The organism is Bradyrhizobium sp. CSA112, assembly GCF_029051645.1.
Classification (GTDB): domain Bacteria; phylum Pseudomonadota; class Alphaproteobacteria; order Rhizobiales; family Xanthobacteraceae; genus Bradyrhizobium.
On record NZ_JAACFS010000003.1, the window covers coordinates 374,120 to 393,124 of the forward strand.

The 19,005-nt window shown below is 62.6% G+C and carries 16 protein-coding genes; 4 read left to right on the top strand and 12 right to left on the bottom strand.

What is annotated here, in order from left to right; genetic code table 11:
- Positions 1-646 precede the first annotated feature (646 nt).
- Positions 647-1,870, bottom strand: a complete 1,224-nt coding sequence (locus tag GWE18_RS09255; RefSeq protein WP_275185445.1) for an AMP-binding protein — start codon at positions 1,868-1,870, stop codon at positions 647-649.
- Between the two features lie 95 nt (positions 1,871-1,965).
- Between GWE18_RS09255 and GWE18_RS09260 the strand changes: the two genes are divergently transcribed.
- Positions 1,966-3,126, top strand: a complete 1,161-nt coding sequence (locus GWE18_RS09260) for an AGE family epimerase/isomerase (protein WP_275185446.1) — start codon at positions 1,966-1,968, stop codon at positions 3,124-3,126.
- A 95-nt stretch (positions 3,127-3,221) separates the two neighbouring features.
- Here GWE18_RS09260 and GWE18_RS09265 read toward each other — a convergent pair whose 3' ends face one another.
- From GWE18_RS09265 to GWE18_RS09290, 6 genes are all read right to left on the bottom strand, one after another.
- The gene (locus tag GWE18_RS09265) at positions 3,222-4,064 is read right to left on the bottom strand and encodes an ABC transporter ATP-binding protein (RefSeq protein ID WP_057854176.1); all 843 of its coding nucleotides are present in this window, start codon (positions 4,062-4,064) and stop codon (positions 3,222-3,224) included.
- A 197-nt stretch (positions 4,065-4,261) separates the two neighbouring features.
- A complete protein-coding gene (locus tag GWE18_RS09270; protein ID WP_275185447.1) occupies positions 4,262-5,542 on the bottom strand; it encodes an ABC transporter substrate-binding protein in 1,281 nt (426 codons plus the stop codon).
- A 58-nt stretch (positions 5,543-5,600) separates the two neighbouring features.
- Positions 5,601-6,674, bottom strand: coding sequence for a branched-chain amino acid ABC transporter permease (locus GWE18_RS09275; RefSeq protein ID WP_275185448.1), 1,074 nt, complete (start codon positions 6,672-6,674; stop codon positions 5,601-5,603).
- A gap of 6 nt (positions 6,675-6,680) precedes the next feature.
- On the bottom strand, positions 6,681-7,574 hold the full coding sequence (locus GWE18_RS09280; protein ID WP_057847915.1) for a branched-chain amino acid ABC transporter permease: 894 nt from the start codon (positions 7,572-7,574) through the stop codon (positions 6,681-6,683).
- Between the two features lie 217 nt (positions 7,575-7,791).
- Complete coding sequence (locus GWE18_RS09285; protein WP_275185449.1) at positions 7,792-9,723, bottom strand: long-chain fatty acid--CoA ligase; 1,932 nt, start codon at positions 9,721-9,723, stop codon at positions 7,792-7,794.
- Positions 9,720-10,541, bottom strand: a complete 822-nt coding sequence (locus GWE18_RS09290; RefSeq protein WP_275185450.1) for an ABC transporter ATP-binding protein — start codon at positions 10,539-10,541, stop codon at positions 9,720-9,722. The genes GWE18_RS09285 and GWE18_RS09290 overlap by 4 nt, the downstream gene beginning before the upstream one ends.
- A 305-nt stretch (positions 10,542-10,846) precedes the next feature.
- Between GWE18_RS09290 and GWE18_RS09295 the strand changes: the two genes are divergently transcribed.
- Positions 10,847-11,521 carry a Crp/Fnr family transcriptional regulator gene (locus GWE18_RS09295; RefSeq protein WP_275185451.1) on the top strand — a complete coding sequence of 225 codons (675 nt, stop codon included), beginning with the start codon at positions 10,847-10,849 and terminating at the stop codon, positions 11,519-11,521.
- Between the two features lie 52 nt (positions 11,522-11,573).
- On the opposite strand, the gene GWE18_RS09300 is transcribed toward GWE18_RS09295, so the two are convergent.
- The 5 genes from GWE18_RS09300 to GWE18_RS09320 form a co-directional block, all read right to left on the bottom strand.
- Positions 11,574-12,269 carry an ABC transporter ATP-binding protein gene (locus GWE18_RS09300; RefSeq protein ID WP_275185452.1) on the bottom strand — a complete coding sequence of 232 codons (696 nt, stop codon included), beginning with the start codon at positions 12,267-12,269 and terminating at the stop codon, positions 11,574-11,576.
- Complete coding sequence (locus GWE18_RS09305; protein ID WP_275185453.1) at positions 12,269-13,018, bottom strand: ABC transporter ATP-binding protein; 750 nt, start codon at positions 13,016-13,018, stop codon at positions 12,269-12,271. Before GWE18_RS09305 ends, GWE18_RS09300 begins: the two co-directional genes overlap by 1 nt.
- Positions 13,015-14,316 (bottom strand): branched-chain amino acid ABC transporter permease, encoded by a 1,302-nt coding sequence (locus tag GWE18_RS09310; protein ID WP_275185454.1) that lies wholly within the window; start codon positions 14,314-14,316, stop codon positions 13,015-13,017. Before GWE18_RS09310 ends, GWE18_RS09305 begins: the two co-directional genes overlap by 4 nt.
- Positions 14,313-15,260, bottom strand: a complete 948-nt coding sequence (locus GWE18_RS09315; RefSeq protein ID WP_275185455.1) for a branched-chain amino acid ABC transporter permease — start codon at positions 15,258-15,260, stop codon at positions 14,313-14,315. The genes GWE18_RS09310 and GWE18_RS09315 overlap by 4 nt, the downstream gene beginning before the upstream one ends.
- Before the next feature lie 72 nt (positions 15,261-15,332).
- Entirely contained in the window at positions 15,333-16,568 is a 1,236-nt protein-coding gene (locus GWE18_RS09320) for a branched-chain amino acid ABC transporter substrate-binding protein (RefSeq protein ID WP_275185456.1), read from the bottom strand.
- A 279-nt stretch (positions 16,569-16,847) separates the two neighbouring features.
- Here GWE18_RS09320 and gmd point away from each other — a divergent pair, with 279 nt between their 5' ends.
- Both gmd and GWE18_RS09330 read left to right on the top strand, forming a co-directional pair.
- The gene (gmd, locus tag GWE18_RS09325; RefSeq protein WP_275185457.1) at positions 16,848-17,933 is read left to right on the top strand and encodes a GDP-mannose 4,6-dehydratase; all 1,086 of its coding nucleotides are present in this window, start codon (positions 16,848-16,850) and stop codon (positions 17,931-17,933) included.
- Positions 17,914-18,867 carry a GDP-L-fucose synthase gene (locus GWE18_RS09330; protein ID WP_275185458.1) on the top strand — a complete coding sequence of 318 codons (954 nt, stop codon included), beginning with the start codon at positions 17,914-17,916 and terminating at the stop codon, positions 18,865-18,867. The genes gmd and GWE18_RS09330 overlap by 20 nt, the downstream gene beginning before the upstream one ends.
- The last annotated feature ends 138 nt before the right edge of the window (positions 18,868-19,005 follow it).

A 19,005-nucleotide genomic window follows, 5' to 3' on the forward strand; every position in this document is an offset into this window, starting at 1 on the left:
CGCAAGTTCGATGTGGTGCGCAAGCGCTTCTCGCGCTTGATAGCGCCGCCCAATTTCCGAATATTCGCGCATGTGCTGGCTGATCTCTGTGAAAGCCGCGCGTTCTCGATGCAATCAAAGTTGGATACTCTCCGTCGCGAGCCTGCGAGCCAGCGGCGAGTAGATCATGCCGCTATGGTCGATCGACGAAGGCCAACTTGCCCTTCAGCTCAAATGGAGCGTTTGCCATCGGCGGCCTCTTGGCGCGCCTCCTCGAGATCGCTCGCGACCATCTCCTTGACCAGTTGGTTAGTTAAACGTCGTTTTCCGGCCCAGCCCAGCTTCACCCACGCCTCGCTGGCATCGCTGATCAGAAGGGCTCCCCCTTAACTCGCCGCAGCTCGACGTCGGCTATGAGGGAGACGGATGCCGGCTTTTTTCAACGCATCAGCGATCTTTGCGGGGAAGATAGCTTCCGAGATCCGGATACTCTTCTCGAACCCCGCCTGTAAAATAGGGCACACGAAACGGCGGTCTTCCTTGAGCTTTGCCTGGCGTCGAATAGTCGACGCAGGGGCGAAGAGGCGGCAGGCCTTCTCTCATCTCGTCCGGTCCCCCCCATGCCAAACGTCACGGCGAAGGCGTTTCGTCGATTGGAATGTGCCGCCTACCGTTCGTCCGATATCACCTTACCGTCGTTCGGCAGCGAGCCGACGCCGACCAGTTCGACATTGCCGCCGAGCTTCGTCACCGCGCGCAGCGTTGCGGCGAGTTCGTCCTGAAGATTTTCGGCCGCCGACGCCGTTTCCGCCTTCAGCGTCATCAGGTCGCTCTCGCCGGACCGCGTGACCACTAGTCGCAGCCGTCCGAGTTCGGGATGGCGCTTGCCGATCTCGGCGATCTGCTCGGGGCGGACGAACATGCCCTTGACCTTGGTGGTCTGGTCGGCGCGGCCCATCCAGCCCTTGATGCGCATGTTGGTGCGTCCGCACGGGCTTATGCCCGGCAGCGCTGCGGTGAGATCGCCGAGCGCGAGGCGGATCCACGGGTGCTGCGGGTCGAGCGACGTGACGACGATTTCGCCGACGTCGCCGGGCGCTGCTGGATCGCCGGTGCCGGGCCGCACGATCTCCATGATCAGGTCCTCGTTGACGACCATGCCGTCGCGCGCTGGCGTCTCGAACGCGACCAAGCCGAGATCAGCGGTGCCGAACGCCTGGTAGGCGTCGATGCCCCGCGACCTGACTTCGTCCTGCAATGATTTCGGAAAGGCGGCGCCGGAAACCAGCGCGCGCTTGATTGAAGAAACGTCGCGCCCGGCGCTTGCTGCGGCATCGAGCAGGATCTTGAGGAAGTCGGGCGTGCCGCTATAGCCGGCCGGACGGTAGGCCTCAATCAGCTCGAACTGGTGCTCGGTATTGCCGGGCCCGGCCGGGATCACCGCGCAGCCCAGCGCCCGCGCCGAGGCGTCGAAGATGAAGCCGCCGGGCGTCAGATGGTAGCTGAAGGTGTTGAGCACGACGTCGCCGGGCCGAAAGCCCGCCGCAAACAACGCGCGTGCGCCGCGCCAGGGGTCGGCGTGAACGGACTCGGGCTCGAAGATCGGGCCGGGCGAGGTGAACAGCCGCCCGAACGAGCCCAGGGGTGCCGCGACGAAGCCGCCGAAGGGCGGCGCGGCCTTGTGCAGGGCAGGGAGTTCCGACTTGCGTAGCACCGGCAGGCAGGCAAGCGCGGCCCGGCTGGTCACGGAAGCCGGATCGATGCCCTTCAGGCGCTCGGCATAAGCCGGCGCGGTCAGTGCCTTGCGCAGGACGTCCGGCAGGCGAGAGAACAGCTCCGCCTCCCGTTTCGCCGGCTCGCGGGTTTCAAGGGCGTCATAGTGATCGGTCATGGCTGATGATCCCGCAGATTGGGGCCGATTGCGTGCCGCCGCTGGCGTGCTATCAGACGGCGGCTACCGGTGTTGCTCGTGTTCCAGAGGACGCAATGGCTGAAGGACATACCGCTGCGGCAGGAGACGGTGCCGTTTCGGCCGATATCGTCGCCAGGCTGAAGCTTCGCATGATCGACCACTGCCTGCCGCTGTGGTCGACCGAAGGCTGGGACGACAAGGCGGGCGGCTTTATCGATCAGCTCGACCGCGACGGCAGTGCAGACCGCCTGGCGCCGCGCCGGGTGTTCGTGCAGGCGCGCCAGATCTATTGCTATGCCAAGGCCGCGCAAATGGGTTGGTACCCCGAAGGCCGCGCGATCGCGCTGAGGGGGCTGGAGCATCTGCTGGCCAAGGCGAAAGCCCCCGACGGCAGACCGGGCTTCGTCCACACGCTGACGCCCGACGGCGCCGTGCTGGACCCGCTGCGCGATTCCTACGACCACGCCTTTGTCCTGCTGGCCCTTGCGACCGTCTACGGGCTCGATCGCGATGCGCAGATCCGCGCCGAGATCGACGCGATCTGTCATTTCATCGATACGCAACTGCGCTCGCCGCATGGCGGGGTTCACGAAGGGTTGCCGGTATCGATGCCGCGGCGGCAGAACCCGCAGATGCATCTGTTCGAAGCGATGATCGCGGCGTTCGACGCGACGCACGACACGGTGTTCCAGAACCGGGCCGGGAATTTCTTCAGTCTGTTTCTGGCCAACCTCTACGACAAGCAGCGGCAGGTGCTTGGGGAGTATTTTGAGGAGGACTGGTCGAGGATCGAGCCCGTCAGTATCGAGCCGGGGCATCAGGCGGAGTGGGCGTGGCTCCTGAGGGGCTTTGAACGCATTACGGGCTGCCCGACGGGGCGCTATCGCGGCGAATTGCTGGCGGCGGCGCTGCGCTATCGCGACGCGGCGACCGGCTGCCTGGTCGACGAAGGCCACGCCAACGGCAATATCAGGCGGCATACGCGCCGGCTGTGGCCGCAAACTGAAATCGCCAAGGCGTGGATCGCGCAGGCAGAAGCGGGCGAGGCGGGAGCCGCGGATGAAGCGCGCGCGGCGCTGGCGCGGCTCGAACGGCATTATCTCAGCCATCCCGTCGCGGGCGGCTGGCACGACCAATTCGATCGCGACGGCAATTCGCTGGTCGCCACGATCCCTGCGTCTTCGTTCTATCATGTTCTTTGCGCAGTCTCGGAAGCGGAGCAAGTGCTCGGCTAGAGCTTGATTCTTGTTTGACGCGTTTTCTTCACGCGAACCGGTCTCCACCCCCCGGATCAGGTCCGAGGGCATGCTTCGCTCGAAAACGCTATGGCTCACAGCCACCGCTTCCGCCGCTTGAAGCTTTTCAGGTTCTTGAAACTCTTGCGCTGGTCGCCAGCGCCGCCGAGGTAAAATTCCTTGACGTCCTCATTGTCGCGCAATTCGTCGGCCGTGCCGTCGAGCACCACCTTGCCCTGTTCCATGATGTAGCCGTGGCTTGCGACTGACAGCGCCGCGCGCGCGTTCTGCTCCACCAGGAGGATGGTGACGCCGAGGTCGCGGTTGATCTCCTTGATGATGGAAAACACTTCCTTGACCAGGAGCGGCGACAGGCCCATCGACGGCTCGTCCATCAGGATCATCTTGGGGCGCGCCATCAGCGCGCGGCCGATTGCCAGCATCTGCTGCTCGCCGCCGGAGAGATAGCCGGCGAGCCCGGTGCGTTCCTTGAGCCGCGGGAAATATCTGAAGACCATGTCGATGTCGGCGGCGATCTCGTTGTCGGTGCGGGTGAAGGCGCCGAGCTTGAGATTTTCGATCGACGTCATGTCCGCAATGATGCGGCGGCCTTCCATCACCTGGAAGATGCCGCGGCGGACGATCTTGTCGGGATCGATGCCGTTGATGCGCTCGCCGTCAAACAGGATCTCGCCGCGAATGACTTCGCCGTCCTCGGTCTTGAGCAGACCGGAGATCGCCTTCAGCGTCGTCGACTTGCCGGCGCCGTTGGCGCCGAGCAGCGCCACGATCGCGCCCTTCGGCACCTCGAGGCTGAGGCCGCGCAGCACCAGGATGACCTTGTCGTAGACCACCTCGATGTTGCGGACGCTGAGCAGCGGGGCGGCGGTAGGGGCCGTGGCCTTCGGAGGGCGGTCGATTTCGGTTGCTTCAGTCATGTTTCTTGATCCTGGCGTTGTTAGGGGAGCGGGTCTTCCGCTCCTCCCACCGCCGTCATCACCCGCGTATGCGGGTGATCCAGTATTCCAGAGGCGCCTGCGATCAATCGAGAAGCCGCGGCGTACCGGATCCCCGCTTTCGCGGGGATGACAGTTGAGTGTTGAGGCGACTAGAGGCGCCTGCAGGCGCGCCTAGCTTACCAGCCGAGCCACTCGGGCTTGCGCGGCAGGTCGATCGTCTTCACCTTCTCCATCTTGATGCCGCCGTTCTTGACGAGATCGCTGAGCGGGGCATCGGTCGCACCTGCGACCTTCATGCGATAGAGATCGACCTTGAGCGTGCCGCGGTGATCCTTCTCGGTGAAGGTTGAGGGGTTGCAGATGCCTTCGCCACCTGCGGGCACCCAATCCTTCTTCTGATAGAAGCCCTTCTTGACGTTCTCGCCGGTGGCGCCGCCGTTCTTGGCAGCCCATTCGACGGCCTCCTTCATGTAGAGCGCGGTGCAGACGCCGGCGACGTAGTGCACGGGACGGTAGGCGGTGCCGGCCGCGTCCGACATCTTGGAGATTTCCATGAAAGTCTTCGTGCCGGGCGCGCTGCCGCCCCACGCCACCGCTGTGCGCAGCGGGAACACCACGCCGTCGGCGGCGGTGCCTGCGGCCTTGGCGGCGTTCTCGTCCATGCCCCAGACGTTGCCGAGGAACTGCACATCGACTCCGGCTGCCTTGCAGGCGTTGAGCACGGAAATATTCGAGCCGGCGGTGTTGCCGAGATAGGCGTAGTTGGCGCCTGAGCTCTTCAAGGTCAGGCACTGCGCGCTGTAATCGCCGGGAGTCAACGCGAAGACGATCGGCGGCAGCAGCTCGAAGCCGAGTTCGGCGGCAATCGCTTCACCGGCGGCCTTCGGCGCGTTCGGATAGGGATGGTTGGCGCCCATATGGACGAACTTCGGCTTGCCCGGCTTGCCCTTGGCCTTCCAGTCCTCGGCGGCCCAGGTCAGCATGCCGCGAACCGCGTCCGAGTAGCTCGGGCCGTAGAAGAAGTTGTAGGGCGCGGGCTTGGCCTTGCCGCCGGCGCCGGTCGGATCGGAGAGTGCTGCGGCATAGGATGCCGAAATATCGGGAATCTTGTCCTGGGCCAGGAATCCAGTCAGCGCTTCGGTGTCGGCAGTGCCCCAGCCGAGAATGGCGGCGACCTTGTCCGCGCCCGACCATTTCTTGTACTGGGCGATGGCGCGCGGCACCTGATAGCCGTAATCGACGGTATCGACATTGACCTTGGCGCCGTTGATGCCGCCGCTCTTGTTGATCCACGCATAGGTGTCCGCAACACCCTGTCCGAACGGCGTTCCGACATCCGAGGTCGGACCCGAATAATCGGCGAGATGGCCCAGCGAGATCGGCGCTTGGGCTGATGCTGCAGTACTACCCAAAAGCAAAGCGAGCGAGGCTGTGCTCAACAGAGTCTTCGTCTTCATAGACATAGTCCTCCCGGTTACTTCTCGAGGTCTTCTCGTTGTCCGTCCCGTTCCGACCTCAATGCGAGAACGGGTAGAGTTTCCAGTACGCCTTGATCTGTCGCCATCGATGCGCAAGTCCATCCGGCTCGAACACCAGAAAGACGATGATGATCACGCCGATGGCCATCTCGCGCAAGAAAGCGATGTTGTTCTTTAGTCCCAGAAATTGGTCGATCGGGCTGTCGCGCAGCGCGACGCTGAGCCATTCCATCGATTCCGGCAGCAGCACCATGAACGCCGTACCCATCAGCGTGCCCATGATCGAGCCGAGCCCGCCAATGATGATCATCGCAAGGAAGATGATCGAACGATCGATGCCAAAGCCTTCGTTGGAGACCACCTGATTGTAATGCGCGTAGAGCGCGCCGCCGACGCCGGCAAAGAAGGCGGCGAGACCGAACGACAGCGTCCGGTACTTGGTCAGGTTGATGCCCATGATCTCGGCGGAAAGATAATGGTCGCGCACCGCGACCAGCGCGCGTCCGTCACGCGAACGGATCAGGTTGGTGACCAGCAGATAGCAGACGATGACGTAGGCCAGCACGACATAGAAATACTGCTTATCGCCGCGCAGCATGTAGCCGAAGATCGAGAACGGCTCGGCGCTGGCGGGAACGCTGCCGCCGGTGAACCATTCGGCGCGCGCAAAGAAGTCGAGCAGGATGTACTGCGCCGCCAGCGTCGCGATCGCGAGATAGAGTCCCTTTAGCCGCGCGGCTGGCAGGCCGAAGACCAGGCCGACCGCGGCCGTCACGACGCCCGCGAGCGGAATGCAGAAGAAGACGGGAATGCCGAACCGGTTCGAGAGATAGGCCGAGGTGAAGGCGCCGAAGCCGAAGAAGGCGGCGTGGCCGATCGAGATCTGGCCGGTGAAGCCGACGACGATGTTGAGGCCGAGCGCGGCGATGCCGAAGATGCCGATCTGGATCAGCAGGCTGAGGATATATTCGTTGACGACGTAGGGCGCAAAGCAGACCAGGGCGATGCCTGCGATCATCGCGTTGCGGCTGGTCGTGGTCGGAAACGCGGTGGTATCCGCCGCATAGCTGGTGCGGAAATCGCCGGCGGGAATGAGGGTTTGGCCTGCCATAATTGATTACACCCGTTCGATGTCTTTGGTGCCGAACAGGCCGTACGGCTTGATCATCAGGATGATGATGAGCGCATAGAACGGCGCGATCTCGTAGAGATTGCCCCAGTGCAGATATTCGCTGTCGAGAAAGTGCGCGACGTTCTCCAACAGCCCGATGATGATGCCGCCGAGCACCGCGCCGCCGACGCTGTCGAGACCGCCGAGGATCGCCGCCGGAAACACCTTGACGCCATAGGCAGACAAGCCAGCCGAGACGCCGTTGACGACGGCCACCACCACGCCTGCGACGGCGGAGACGGTCGCCGAGATCGCCCAGGCCATCGCGAATACGCTTTTGACGGAAATGCCGAGCGACTGCGCCACCTGCTGGTTGAAGGCGGTGGCGCGCATCGCCAGACCGTATTTGGAAAGCCGAAAGAACCACGCCATTCCGACCATCATCGCCACCGAGACTGCCAGGCTCATCAGATAGACGGTCTGCACCTGAAGTCCGAGGATGTTGACGTTCTGGGTCTGGAAGATGCGCGGGAACGGCTGCAGGTTGACGCCGAACATCCATTTCATCAGCGCCGAAAACACCGTCGACAGCGCGATCGTCACCATGATCACGGAAATGATCGGCTCGCCGATCATCGGGCGCAGGATCACGATCTGGATGGCGATGCCGAACAGGAACATGAACACCAGCGTGATCGGCATGCCCAGATAAAACGGCACCTGATATTTTGTGAGCAACCACCAGCATACCCAGGCGCCGACCAGCAGCAATTCGCCCTGCGCGAAGTTTACCACCTGCGTCGCCTTGTAGATCAGCACGAATGACATCGCGACCACGCCGTAGAGCGTGCCGACCACGAGGCCGTTGACGAGGAGCTGGATGAGGAGCTGGGTGTTCATGTTTTCTGATACGCGAGAGTTGAGGTGCCTTGTCCCTCTCCCCTTGTGGGAGAGGGTGGCTTCGCGAAGCGAAGACGGGTGAGGGGTTCTCTCCGCATTCGCAAGTGTGGAGAGAGACCCCTCACCGAAGCGAATCCGCGGCGACCGGCGGAGCAGCCCTCTCCCACAGGGGGAGAGGGCGCATCAACTAGCACTCCCGGATGTTGCTGCAGCAGACTCATTCCGCGGCCTCCGCCATCGGCGCAGGTCCGCCGAGATCGACCACGCGGAGGGTGGTGCGGATGCGCTGGGTGGTGCCGTCCTGGAAGCGGATCACGGTATCGACCGGAATATCGCTCTTGCCGCCGTAGATGGCGTCGATGATGCCGGCGTATTTCTCGTTGATGACGCTCCGCCGGACCTTTCGGGTGCGGGTCAGCTCGCCGTCATCGGCGTCGAGCTCTTTGTAGAGCAACAGGAAGCGCGAGATGCGCTGCGCCGGCGGCAGCGTGGCGTTGACGCCTTCGACTTCCTTGCGCAGCAGCGCATATACCTCGGGGCGCGAGGAGAGGTCGGTATAGGTCGTGAACGAGATGCGATTCTTCTCCGCCCATTTCGAGATGATCGAGTAGCGGATGCAGATCATCGCCGCCAGCGTGTCGCGGCCGGCGCCGAGCACGACCGTCTCGGCGATATAGGGCGAGAACTTCAGCTTGTTTTCCAGATATTGCGGCGAGAAGCGCTCGCCGCGCGAGGTCTCGGCGAGGTCCTTGATGCGATCGATGACCACGAGCTGGCCGTGATCGTTGAAATAGCCGGCGTCGCCGGAATGCATCCAGCCGTCCTTCATGTCGGCGGCCGAGGCTTCCGGATTTTTGTAGTAGCCGAGGAACATGTTGGGGTGGCGGACGACGATCTCGCCGACGCCGTTGACATCAGGATTATCGACGCGGATCTCAATGTCGGCCGCCATCGGCACGCCGGTAGTATCAGGATCGACCTTGCCAAAGGGATGCAGCGTGTAGGCACCGAGCAGTTCGGTCTGGCCGTAGAGCGTGCGCAGCGGCACACCCATGGCCTGGAAGAACTTGAACGTATCCGGCCCGAGCGCAGCGCCGCCGGTCGCGGCCGAGCGCAGCCGCGTGAAGCCGAGGCGGTCGCGTAGTGCGCGGAACAACAACTGGTCAGCAAGCACCGAACGCTTGCCCTCGGCCAGCGCCGAAAGCCCGGCCTTCATGCCGATGTCGTAGAGTTTCTGCTTCAGCGGTGAGGAGTCCATCACGCCGGCGCGCACGTCGGCGGCGATCGATTCCCAGAGCCGCGGCGCAAACAGCACGAAGGTCGGCGCGATTTCGCGAAAATCGTGCATCATGGTCTCGGGCTCTTCGACGAAGTTGACCTTCATCCGGCAGAGCAGCCCTTTGCCGAGCGCGTAGACCTGCTCCATGATCCAGGGCAGCGGCAGCACCGAAACATATTCGTCGTCCGGTCCCTTCGGATCGAATGTCAGATAGGTCGCGCAATGCTTGAGGACGCGTCCAGCCGCCAGCATCGCCAGCTTGGGGTTCGCCGTTGTGCCCGACGTGGTGCAGAGGATTGCAACATCTTCGCCGCCCGTCGCGTCGACCAGCCGGTCGTAGAGGCCGGGCTCGCGCGCGGCGCGGTCACGCCCCATCGTGGCCAGCTTTCCGGCCTCCATCAGGCGCGGATCGTCGTATTTCCGCATGCCGCGCGGATCGGAATAGACGATGTATTTGAGGTTGGGGGCGCGGTCGGCGAGCGCCAGCAGCTTGTCGACCTGCTCCTCATCCTCGGCGAACACCAGTTTGGCTTCGCCATAGCTGAGCAGGTAGGCGGCTTCCTCGTCGAGCACGTCGCGATAAAGGCCGAGGCTCATGGCGCCGATGGCATGCGTTGCGATTTCCGCCGCCACCCAGTCCGGACGATTGTCGCCGATGATGCCGATGACGTCTCCGTGCCCAAGACCGAGTTCGACCAGCCCGAGCGCGAAATCGTGCACACGGGTCTGGTAGTCCTTCCAGGTGAAGACGCGCCACAGCCCGAGATCCTTTTCGCGCAACGCGATCTCGTCGCCATGCTCTTTCGCATTGAGGCGCAGCAGCTTCGGGAAGGTATCGGCCTGGGCGGCGCGTCGGGCGTAATCCATCATGCCGCGCTCTCTCGAGGTGCCGGCGTATCGTCGGGGTCGACAAGGACCTCGTCCTCTTCGCCGAGATAAGCGCGTTTCACATGGGGATCGGCGAGAACCGAAGCCGGGTCGCCCTCGGCGATCTTGCGGCCGAAATCCAGCACCATGACGCGGTGGGAGATGTCCATCACCACGCCCATGTCGTGCTCGATCATCATGACGGTCATGCCGAACTCTTCGTTGAGATCGACGATGTAGCGCGCCATATCCTCCTTTTCCTCGAAGTTCATGCCGGCCATCGGCTCGTCGAGCAGGATCAGTTGCGGTTCCAGCGCCATGGCGCGGGCGAGTTCGACGCGCTTGCGCAGGCCGTAGGGCAGGGTGCCGGCGGTGGCCTTGCGCACCGACTGCAGGTCGAGGAAGTCGATGATCTCCTCCACCTTGCGGCGGTGCTCGAGTTCCTCGCGCCGCGCGCCGGTCAGCCAGTACAGCGAACCCGTGAGGAAGTTGTTCTTCAGGAGGTGGTGCCGCCCGACCATGATGTTGTCGAGCACGCTCATATGATGGAACAGCGCCAGGTTCTGGAAGGTGCGGCCGATGCCTAGCGCGGGCCGGGCGTTGGGATTGAGGCCGGTGATGTCCTTGCCGCGGTAGAAAAGCTGGCCTTCGGTCGGCTTGTAGCGGCCCGAGATGCAATTGACGATTGAGGTCTTGCCGGCGCCGTTCGGGCCGATGATCGAGAACAATTCGCCCTCGTTCACGCCGAAGGAGACTTCGGTCAGCGCACGGACGCCACCGAAGCGCAGAGACACCCCGCGCACTTCCAACGTGTAAGCCACTCATTCCCTCCAGATACGGCGCTTGAGCAGCGCTCTTTATCTATCGTTTGCAATGCGCGATCCTACATCGGCGCTGACGGGCAAGCCATCCGACTATCGGTACCGGCCGATGCCCCGCGTTGCGCGTGGTAGCGTCGCACCCCGCCAGCGCGCCGTGGGCTGCGCGTACCGAGGTGGCTCTCCTTAGGGCAATGCGATAGTTTGAAATGTCTTTTGCCTGACAATTGGTCAGGAAATTTCGCCTGAGGGCGCTCCTGTTGCAGTGCAGCACGAGAATCAATGAGGACACAACGGTCGATGCGATCATGATTGCTGCGGATTACCTCAAGCGCATCGCGGCCTGGTCGCGCGAACTGAACGAACGGGAAATCGAGGTCGCCCGTGCCGGCATCGTGGAGAAATCCTATCGCGCCAACGAGCATATCTTCATGCGCGGCGATGCCTTCGACTACTGGACCGGTATCGTCACCGGTCTTGCCCGTATGAGTACGGTATCGAGCGGCGGCAAGGCTGCGACGTTCGCCGGCCTCACGGCGGGCGCCTGGTTTGGCGAGGGCTCGGTGCTGAAGAGCGAGCCGCGCCGTTACGACGTGGTGGCGCTCCGGGATACAAGACTGGCGCTGATGGACCGCAACACCTTCTTCTGGATGTTCGAGAACAGCGTCGCGTTCAACCGCTTTCTGGTCCGGCAGCTCAACGAGCGGCTCGGCCAGTTCATCGGGGCGGTGGAACATGGCCGCACGCTCGACGCGACTAGCCGCGTCGCGCGTTCCATCTCCTCGCTGTTCAACCCGATTCTCTATCCGGACATGACGCGCCATCTTGAGATCACGCAGGAAGAAATCGGTGCGCTTTCCGGTATTTCGCGCCAGAATGCCAACCAGTGCTTGAAGCGGCTGGAGAAGGAAGGCTTGCTGCGGCTCGAATATGGCGGCGTCACCATCATCGAACTCGAACGTTTGCGCCACCATGGCGAGTGAGCCTGTTCATCCCGGCGCGGCACGGCGGCCCGGGAGCCGATCGATCTCGCGGCTAGACCTCCAGCCATTCCTTTCGAATAGCATCGTTTGCCCTGAGTTCGGCCGGGGTGCCTTCGAACACGATGCGGCCGTGACCCATCACGTAGAGGCGGTGCGAAATCCGCATCGCGATTGAGAGTTTCTGCTCGACCAGAAGGATAGCCACCCCGCGCCGGGCGATTTCGGCGAGGAGATCGCCGACCTGTTGCACGATGATGGGCGCCAGCCCCTCGGTGGGCTCATCGATCATGACGAGTTCCGGGTCGCCCATCAGCGTCCGGCAAATCGTCAGCATCTGCTTCTCGCCGCCCGACAGCACACCGGCGGCGGTATCGGCGCGCGCGGCTAGATTGGGAAACATCTCGAGCATGTCCTCAAGCCGCCATTTACCAAGCCGCCTGGTATCCTTGATGCCAAGCATCAGGTTTTGCCGAACGGTGAGACTCGGAAAGATATCGCGATGCTCCGGAACGTAGCCAAGTCCGAGATGGGCGATCTTGTAGCTTGGCAAGCCGGCGATGTCGGTGCCTTTGAACCGGATCGAACCCTGGGGCGGAACTTCGCCCATGATGGCTTTGACGGTCGTTGAGCGGCCGACGCCGTTGCGTCCGAGCAGGCTGACCACTTCGCCGGCCTCGATGCGGATATCGACGCCCTGCAGAATGTGGCTCTTGCCGTAATAGGCGTGCAGATCCCTGACCTCGAGCATCACGCCGCCTCCTCGCCGAGATAGGCTTCCTTGACCTTCTGGTTGCCGCGGATCTCCTCGGGCGTTCCCGATGCAATGATCTGGCCGTAGACCAGCACCGAAATCCGATCGGCGAGGCCGAATACCACGCTCATATCGTGCTCGACGATCAGCAGCGTGCGCCCCTCGGTGAGGCGCCGGATCAGCGCCACTGCGCGTTCCGTCTCGGCATGGCTCATGCCGGCGGTCGGCTCATCCAGCAGAATCACGTCTGCGCCGCCGGCAACGGTAATGCCGATCTCGAGCGCGCGTTGCTCTGCGTAGGTGAGAAGACCTGCAGGGACGTCGCGCCGGCCCGTGAGGTTGATGTCTTCGAGGATGCGTGCGGTCCGCTCACGTATTTCCGGCAGGTTGTCGATGTTCTTCCAGAACGAATAGCGGTGACCGGCGGCCCACAGCACGGCGCAACGCAGGTTCTCCCAAACGCTCATATTGGCGAAGACGTTGGTCACCTGGAAACTGCGCGACAGCCCGCGGCGGTTGATCTGGTAGGGCGGCAGGCCGGAGACCACTTCGTCTCGCAGCAGGATGCTGCCGGATGTCGGCAACATGTAACCGCTGATCAGATTGAACAGGGTGGACTTACCGGCGCCGTTCGGTCCGATCAGGGCATGGCGCTCGCCCTGCGCGACCGCAAGGTTGACGTTGCGGATCACCGACGTCATTGCGAAGTTTTTCTCGATGCCACGCAATTCGATCGCGGTGCTCATGCGGCTATTCCTTTGGCGCGCGCGCCGCTGGTGGCGTCGTCCCAGGCATGGGCGACCCGTGCCCAGGTCTTGCGCGCCACCAGAAAGCCGCCGACCAAAAGGATCGCGGCCATCGCCCATACGTATCGGTTCGCGGCGTCGAAGGGCACGCCGAACGCCTTGATATGAGAATCGTCGCCGGCGTGCACCGTGAAGTGGACGATCGTCTCGATCGCGACGATGAGGCCGATGATCATCGCCGACGTCGGCACCAGGGCGATCAGGTAGCTCGGCAGGACCCTGGCAAGGGTGCCTGCCCTCAACAGCGGCCGGTGCATCATCAAGAGGCCGGTGATGCCGCCCGGCGCGAACACCACTACCGCGATGAAGATCAAGCCGAAATACAACTGCCATACCTGCGTCAGATCGCTCAAGCCGAGTGATAGAATCGTGACGAAGATCGCGCCGACGATCGGACCGATAAAGAAGCCGACGCCGCCGATGTAGGTGGCGAACAGCACGGTTCCCGACTGCACCGCGCCGAGATAGGCCGAATTGGCGATCTCGAAATTGATCGCCGCGAGCGCGCCCGCTATCCCGGCAAAGAATCCGGAAAAGCAAAACGCCAGATAGCGGACGACGTGCGGATCGTAGCCGACAAACTGGACCCGTTCCGGATTGTCGCGCACCGCGTTGCACATGCGGCCGAGCGGCGTACGGGTGAGCGCGTACATCGCGATCACGGCAATCAGGGTCCAGGCCGCCACCAGGTAGTAGATCTGGATTTGCGGCCCGAAACTCCAGTCGAATATCCGAAACACCTTGGTGCGGTTGGCGGAGATGCCTGCCTCACCGCCGAAGAAGGAGCGCAGGATCAGCGCGGAAGAGGCGATCAATTCGGCGACGCCAAGCGAAATCATCGCGAACGCTGTTCCGCTGCGCTGGGTCGAGACCCAGCCAAGCAGCACGGCGAACAGCAATCCGGTCAAGCCGCCGATGAGCGGCACGACAGGCAGCGGGATCGGAAGCTTGTTGGCGCCGATGATGTTGATGGCATGGATCACCAGGAAGCCGCCAAGGCCGTAATAGACCGCATGTCCGAACGACAGCATGCCGGTTTGGCCGAGCAGGATATTGTAAGACAGCGAGAAGACGATCGAGATGCCGATCAGGCTGAATGTCGTCAGCGAACCGCCCGATGGAAAGATCCTGGGTAGCAGCAAAAGTGCGATCACTGCCGCAGCCCACAATCCGTAGAATTTGAGTTTTTCGGTCGCGGTCGGAAAGGGCGGCGCTGCGCTTGAAGCCATCTCGCTCATGTCTCGCGTGTCCCAAGCAGCCCCATCGGCCGGAAGATCAGGATCAGCACCAGCAGCACGTAGGGCATGATCGGTGCGATCTGCGCGATGGTCACACCCCAGATGTCGCCAAGCCAGGATGAGGCATAGGCCGGACTGAGCGGACCGAATGCGCCAGCCAGCGAGCCGTTCATCGAAACTGCAAAGGTCTGTACCAGGCCGATCAGCAGCGAGGCTGCAAAGGCGCCGGGAAGCGATCCCAATCCTCCGACCACCACGACCACGAACAGGATCGGACCGAGCAGTCCCGCCATGTTCGACTGTGTAACCAGCGCGGGTCCTGCGATGACGCCGGCGACCGCGGCCAAGGCGGTGCCCACGCCAAACACCAGCATGAAGATGCGTCCGACGTTGTGACCGAGATGGCCGACCATGTGCGGATGCGTCAGCGCGGCCTGCACGATCAGGCCGATCCGCGTTTTCTTCAGGACAATCAGCAGTCCGATGAAGATGGCGATCGACACCAGCAGCATGAACATCTTATAGGCGGGATAGTTGGTGGAGAAGATCGTGAAGGCCGGAAAATCAAGTAGCGCCGGTACGCGGAAATCGACCGGGCTTTTGCCCCAGATGATCTGCACGATTTCCTCGATCGCGAATGCGAGGCCGAATGTGAACAGCAATTCGGCGACATGGCCGTTCTTGTGGACCCGGCGCAGGCCGTAACGCTCGACGGCAGCGCCGATCGCGCCGGCGAGCACTGGCGCGATCACGAGCGCGGGCCAGAATCCGAACCATCGGCTGATCTGAAAGCCGAAAAACGCGCCGAGCATGTAGAAGCTCGCATGCGCAAAGTTGAGCACGCCGAGCATGCTGAAGATGACGGTCAGCCCGCTCGCCATCAAGAACAGCAACATGCCAAACAGGACGCCGTTGAGCGTGGATATGACGATCAGTTCAAGCAAGGCGCACCGCCTGATAATAGGAAGGGCATCCGTCCCGAAAGGTTTCGGGACGGATCAGTGAGGCGCGAACCGTCAGTTCGGCCGTTCCATCTTGCAGGTGGTCGGAAGTACGGTCTGCGGCGTGTCGATCTTCGCGACGAGCTTCCAGCCCCAACCGGTCTTCTCTTCGTCGAACGGTTCCTTCTCGGAGCGTTCGCCGAGCGAAGAGATGTAGATCGGCTGGAAGAACTGGTGGTCGTCTTTCCGCATGTAGCCCTTGCCGCCATCGAACACTTCGAACTCCATGCCTTCCAGCGCAAGCGCAACCTTGACCGGATCGATCGACTTGGCCTTGTTGGCCGCGGCTGCCAGCATCCGCATTTCGTTGACGGCGCGCGGATAGAACAGGCTGAAATCGTACTTCGCGCGGATCGCCTTCTCGAAGTCCTGCGATGGTTTGTGCTCGAGGTTCGGAATGCCTTCGCCGACCTGGAACACCTGATGGTTGAGGTTGGCCTGCTTGACGGCGGTCGGGCCACCGGTGCCGCCCGCATAATAGGTGTACCAGTTTACCTTGAGCCCGGCGTCGGCGGCTGCTTTGAGCAGCAGCGCGAAATCCTGGCCCCAGTTGCCGGTCACGACGGTGTCGGCGCCAGACGCCTTGATCTTGGCGATATAGGGCGCGAAATCCGTGATCTTCAGCAGCGGATGCAGTTCGTCGCCGACGATCTTGATGTCGGGCCGCTTGGCGCCGAGCATTGCCTTTGCCTGGCTGCGAACGGCCTCCCCGAACGAGTAATCCTGGTTGATCAGGTAGACACTCTTGATCGCCGGAACCGTCTTCATATAGTTGGTGAGCGCCTCCATCTTGATGTCGGAGTTCGCGTCCCAACGGAAATGCCAGAAGCTGCATTTGGCGTTGGTCAGGACCGGATCGACGGCGGCATAGTTGAAGTACAGGACTTCCTTGCCGGGATTACGTTCATTGTACTTGGTAACGAAGTCCGACAGCGCGCCGGCAACCGACGAGCCGTTGCCTTGCGTCAAATATCGGACACCGGCGTCAATGGCCTTCTGCGCCTGAATGAGGCTTTCCTGCGGATTGGTCTTGTTGTCGAACGGAACGATCTCGACCTTCTTGCCCTGGATGCCGCCCTTTGCGTTCAGTTCGTCGGCGAGAAATTGGAACGTTTTCAGGCCGACTTCGCCGATGCTGGCGCCGCCGCCCGACAATGGGTCGATGTACCCGATTTTGAGCGTTTCCTGTGCCATTGCCGTGCTGCCAAGCAACGGCAGCGCGAAGGCCGCAGCCATCATGAATTTACGCATGTATTCCTCCTTGGTTGGCTTTTCTTGGTATTCGCTAAGGGCTACGGCCCCTGATGTGGTTTGATTGTGGGGCAAGGCTCCATTACCCGCAAGTCCAGCGCTTGGCCAGCCGATGGGGCACGCCGACGGCCTGATTTGCTTGGATGAAGGGGAGCATGTTAGGAATTTCGGCCGTCCGGCTTGCGTCCACGGGACCAGGGGTTATCGGCCGGTCCCGCGCATTGCAATTTGGAATCGTTGGGCCGCTTTTTGCGGGCCCGTCGCGTTGTTGGAGAATATATGGCGGCTCAGGATTCACGGCGGCGCGTGGCGCTGATCACCGGCGTCACCGGCCAGGACGGCGCCTATCTTGCCGAGTATCTGCTCGGCCTCGGCTATGAGGTCCACGGCATCAAGCGGCGGTCGTCCTCGTTCAACACCGCGCGCATCGATCACCTCTACCAGGATCCGCATTCCCGCAATGTGCCGTTCCTGCTGCATTACGGCGACATGACCGACTCGACCAACCTGATCCGGCTGATGCAGCAGATCAGGCCGACCGAGATCTATAACCTCGCCGCCCAGAGCCATGTCGGCGTCAGTTTTGAGAGCCCGGAATATACCGCCAATGCCGATGGCATCGGCGTGCTGCGGCTTTTGGAAGCGGTCCGGATCCTCCGCATGGAAAAGGAGACGCGGTTCTATCAGGCCTCGACCTCCGAACTCTACGGCCTCGTGCAAGAGGTGCCGCAGCGGGAAACCACGCCGTTCTACCCGCGCTCGCCTTACGGCGTCGCCAAGCTGTACGGCTATTGGATCACGGTCAATTACCGCGAGGCCTACGGCATGTTTGCCTCGAACGGCATCCTGTTCAACCATGAGAGCCCGATCCGCGGCGAGACTTTTGTGACGCGCAAGATCACGCGCAGCGTCGCCCGCATCGAGACCGGCCTGGACGAGGTGCTCTATCTCGGCAATCTCGATGCCAAGCGCGACTGGGGTCATGCGCGGGACTATATCGAGGGTATGCACAGGATCCTGCAGGCCGATGCGCCCGACGATTTCGTGCTGGCGACCGGCGAAACCCGCTCGGTGCGCGCATTCGTCGAGCTGGCGTTTGCCGAAGTCGGCCGCCGCATCGAATGGCGCGGCAAGGGCGTCGAGGAAACCGGCGTCGACGCCAAGTCCGGCAAGACCGTGGTCCGTATCGACCCGGACTATTTCCGGCCGACCGAAGTCGACCTTCTGGTCGGCGACGCCAGCAAGGCGCGGGAGAAGCTCGGCTGGCAGCCGAAGACCTCGTTCGCCCAACTGGTCAAGGAGATGGTCGCGGGCGATCTCGAAGACGCCAGGCGGGAGGCGGCGGGTGGCAAGCATTCCGTTTGAGCTGAACGGCAAGACGGTCTACGTCGCCGGGCATCGCGGCATGGTCGGCGCCGCGCTGGTGCGCCGGCTGGCGCGTGAGAATGTCGAACTGCTGACGGCGCCCCGCAATGAGGTCGATCTGCGCGACCAGGCCGCGGTCGACCGCTGGTTCGCCGCGAAGCACCCGCAGGTGGTGTTTCTGGCGGCCGCCAAGGTCGGCGGCATCGTCGCCAACAACACGCTGCGCGCTGAATTCCTCTATGACAATCTGGCGATTGCGACCAACGTGATTCATGCGGCGCATGTCAACGGCGCCGCGAAGCTGATGTTCTTAGGTTCCTCCTGCATCTACCCTAAGCTGGCGCCGCAGCCGTTGCGCGAGGACTCTATGCTGACGGGCCCGCTGGAGCCGACCAACGAGCCCTATGCGATCGCCAAGATCGCCGGGATCAAGATGGTGGAGGCCTATCGCAGCCAGTACGGCGCGGACTTCATCAATGTGATGCCGACCAACCTCTACGGCCGCGGCGACAATTATCATCCCGAATATAGCCATGTCGTCGCCGCGCTGATCCGCCGCTTTCACGAAGCAAAAGTTTCCGGCGCCAGGGAGGTCGTGGTCTGGGGCACCGGCACGCCGCGGCGCGAATTTCTCTATGTCGACGACCTTGCGGACGCCTGCATCCATTTGATGAAGACCTATTCCGGCGGTGAGCTGGTCAATATCGGCACCGGCGAGGACATCACGATCGCCGAATTCGCCCGCGTGGTCGCGGCGACCGTCGGCTACACCGGGGAAATCAGTTTCGACACCTCACGGCCGGACGGCACCCCGCGCAAGCTGCTGGACGTCAGCCGCTTAGCAAAGCTCGGCTGGCGCGCCAACACGAAGCTCGAGGACGGCATCCGGTTGGCCTATCAGGCGTTCCTCAGCGAGCACGCGGTGAGCGGCTAGCTCGCCGAACGAAAGCCCTGTCAGTCCGCGCCAACACGAAAGCATTTCGCCTCTCCCGCACGAAAATCGATATCCAATTTTCCCGATCATGCTCTAGGATGCACGCGCCGAGCGGCCGCAAAGAGCCGCCGCCGCGTG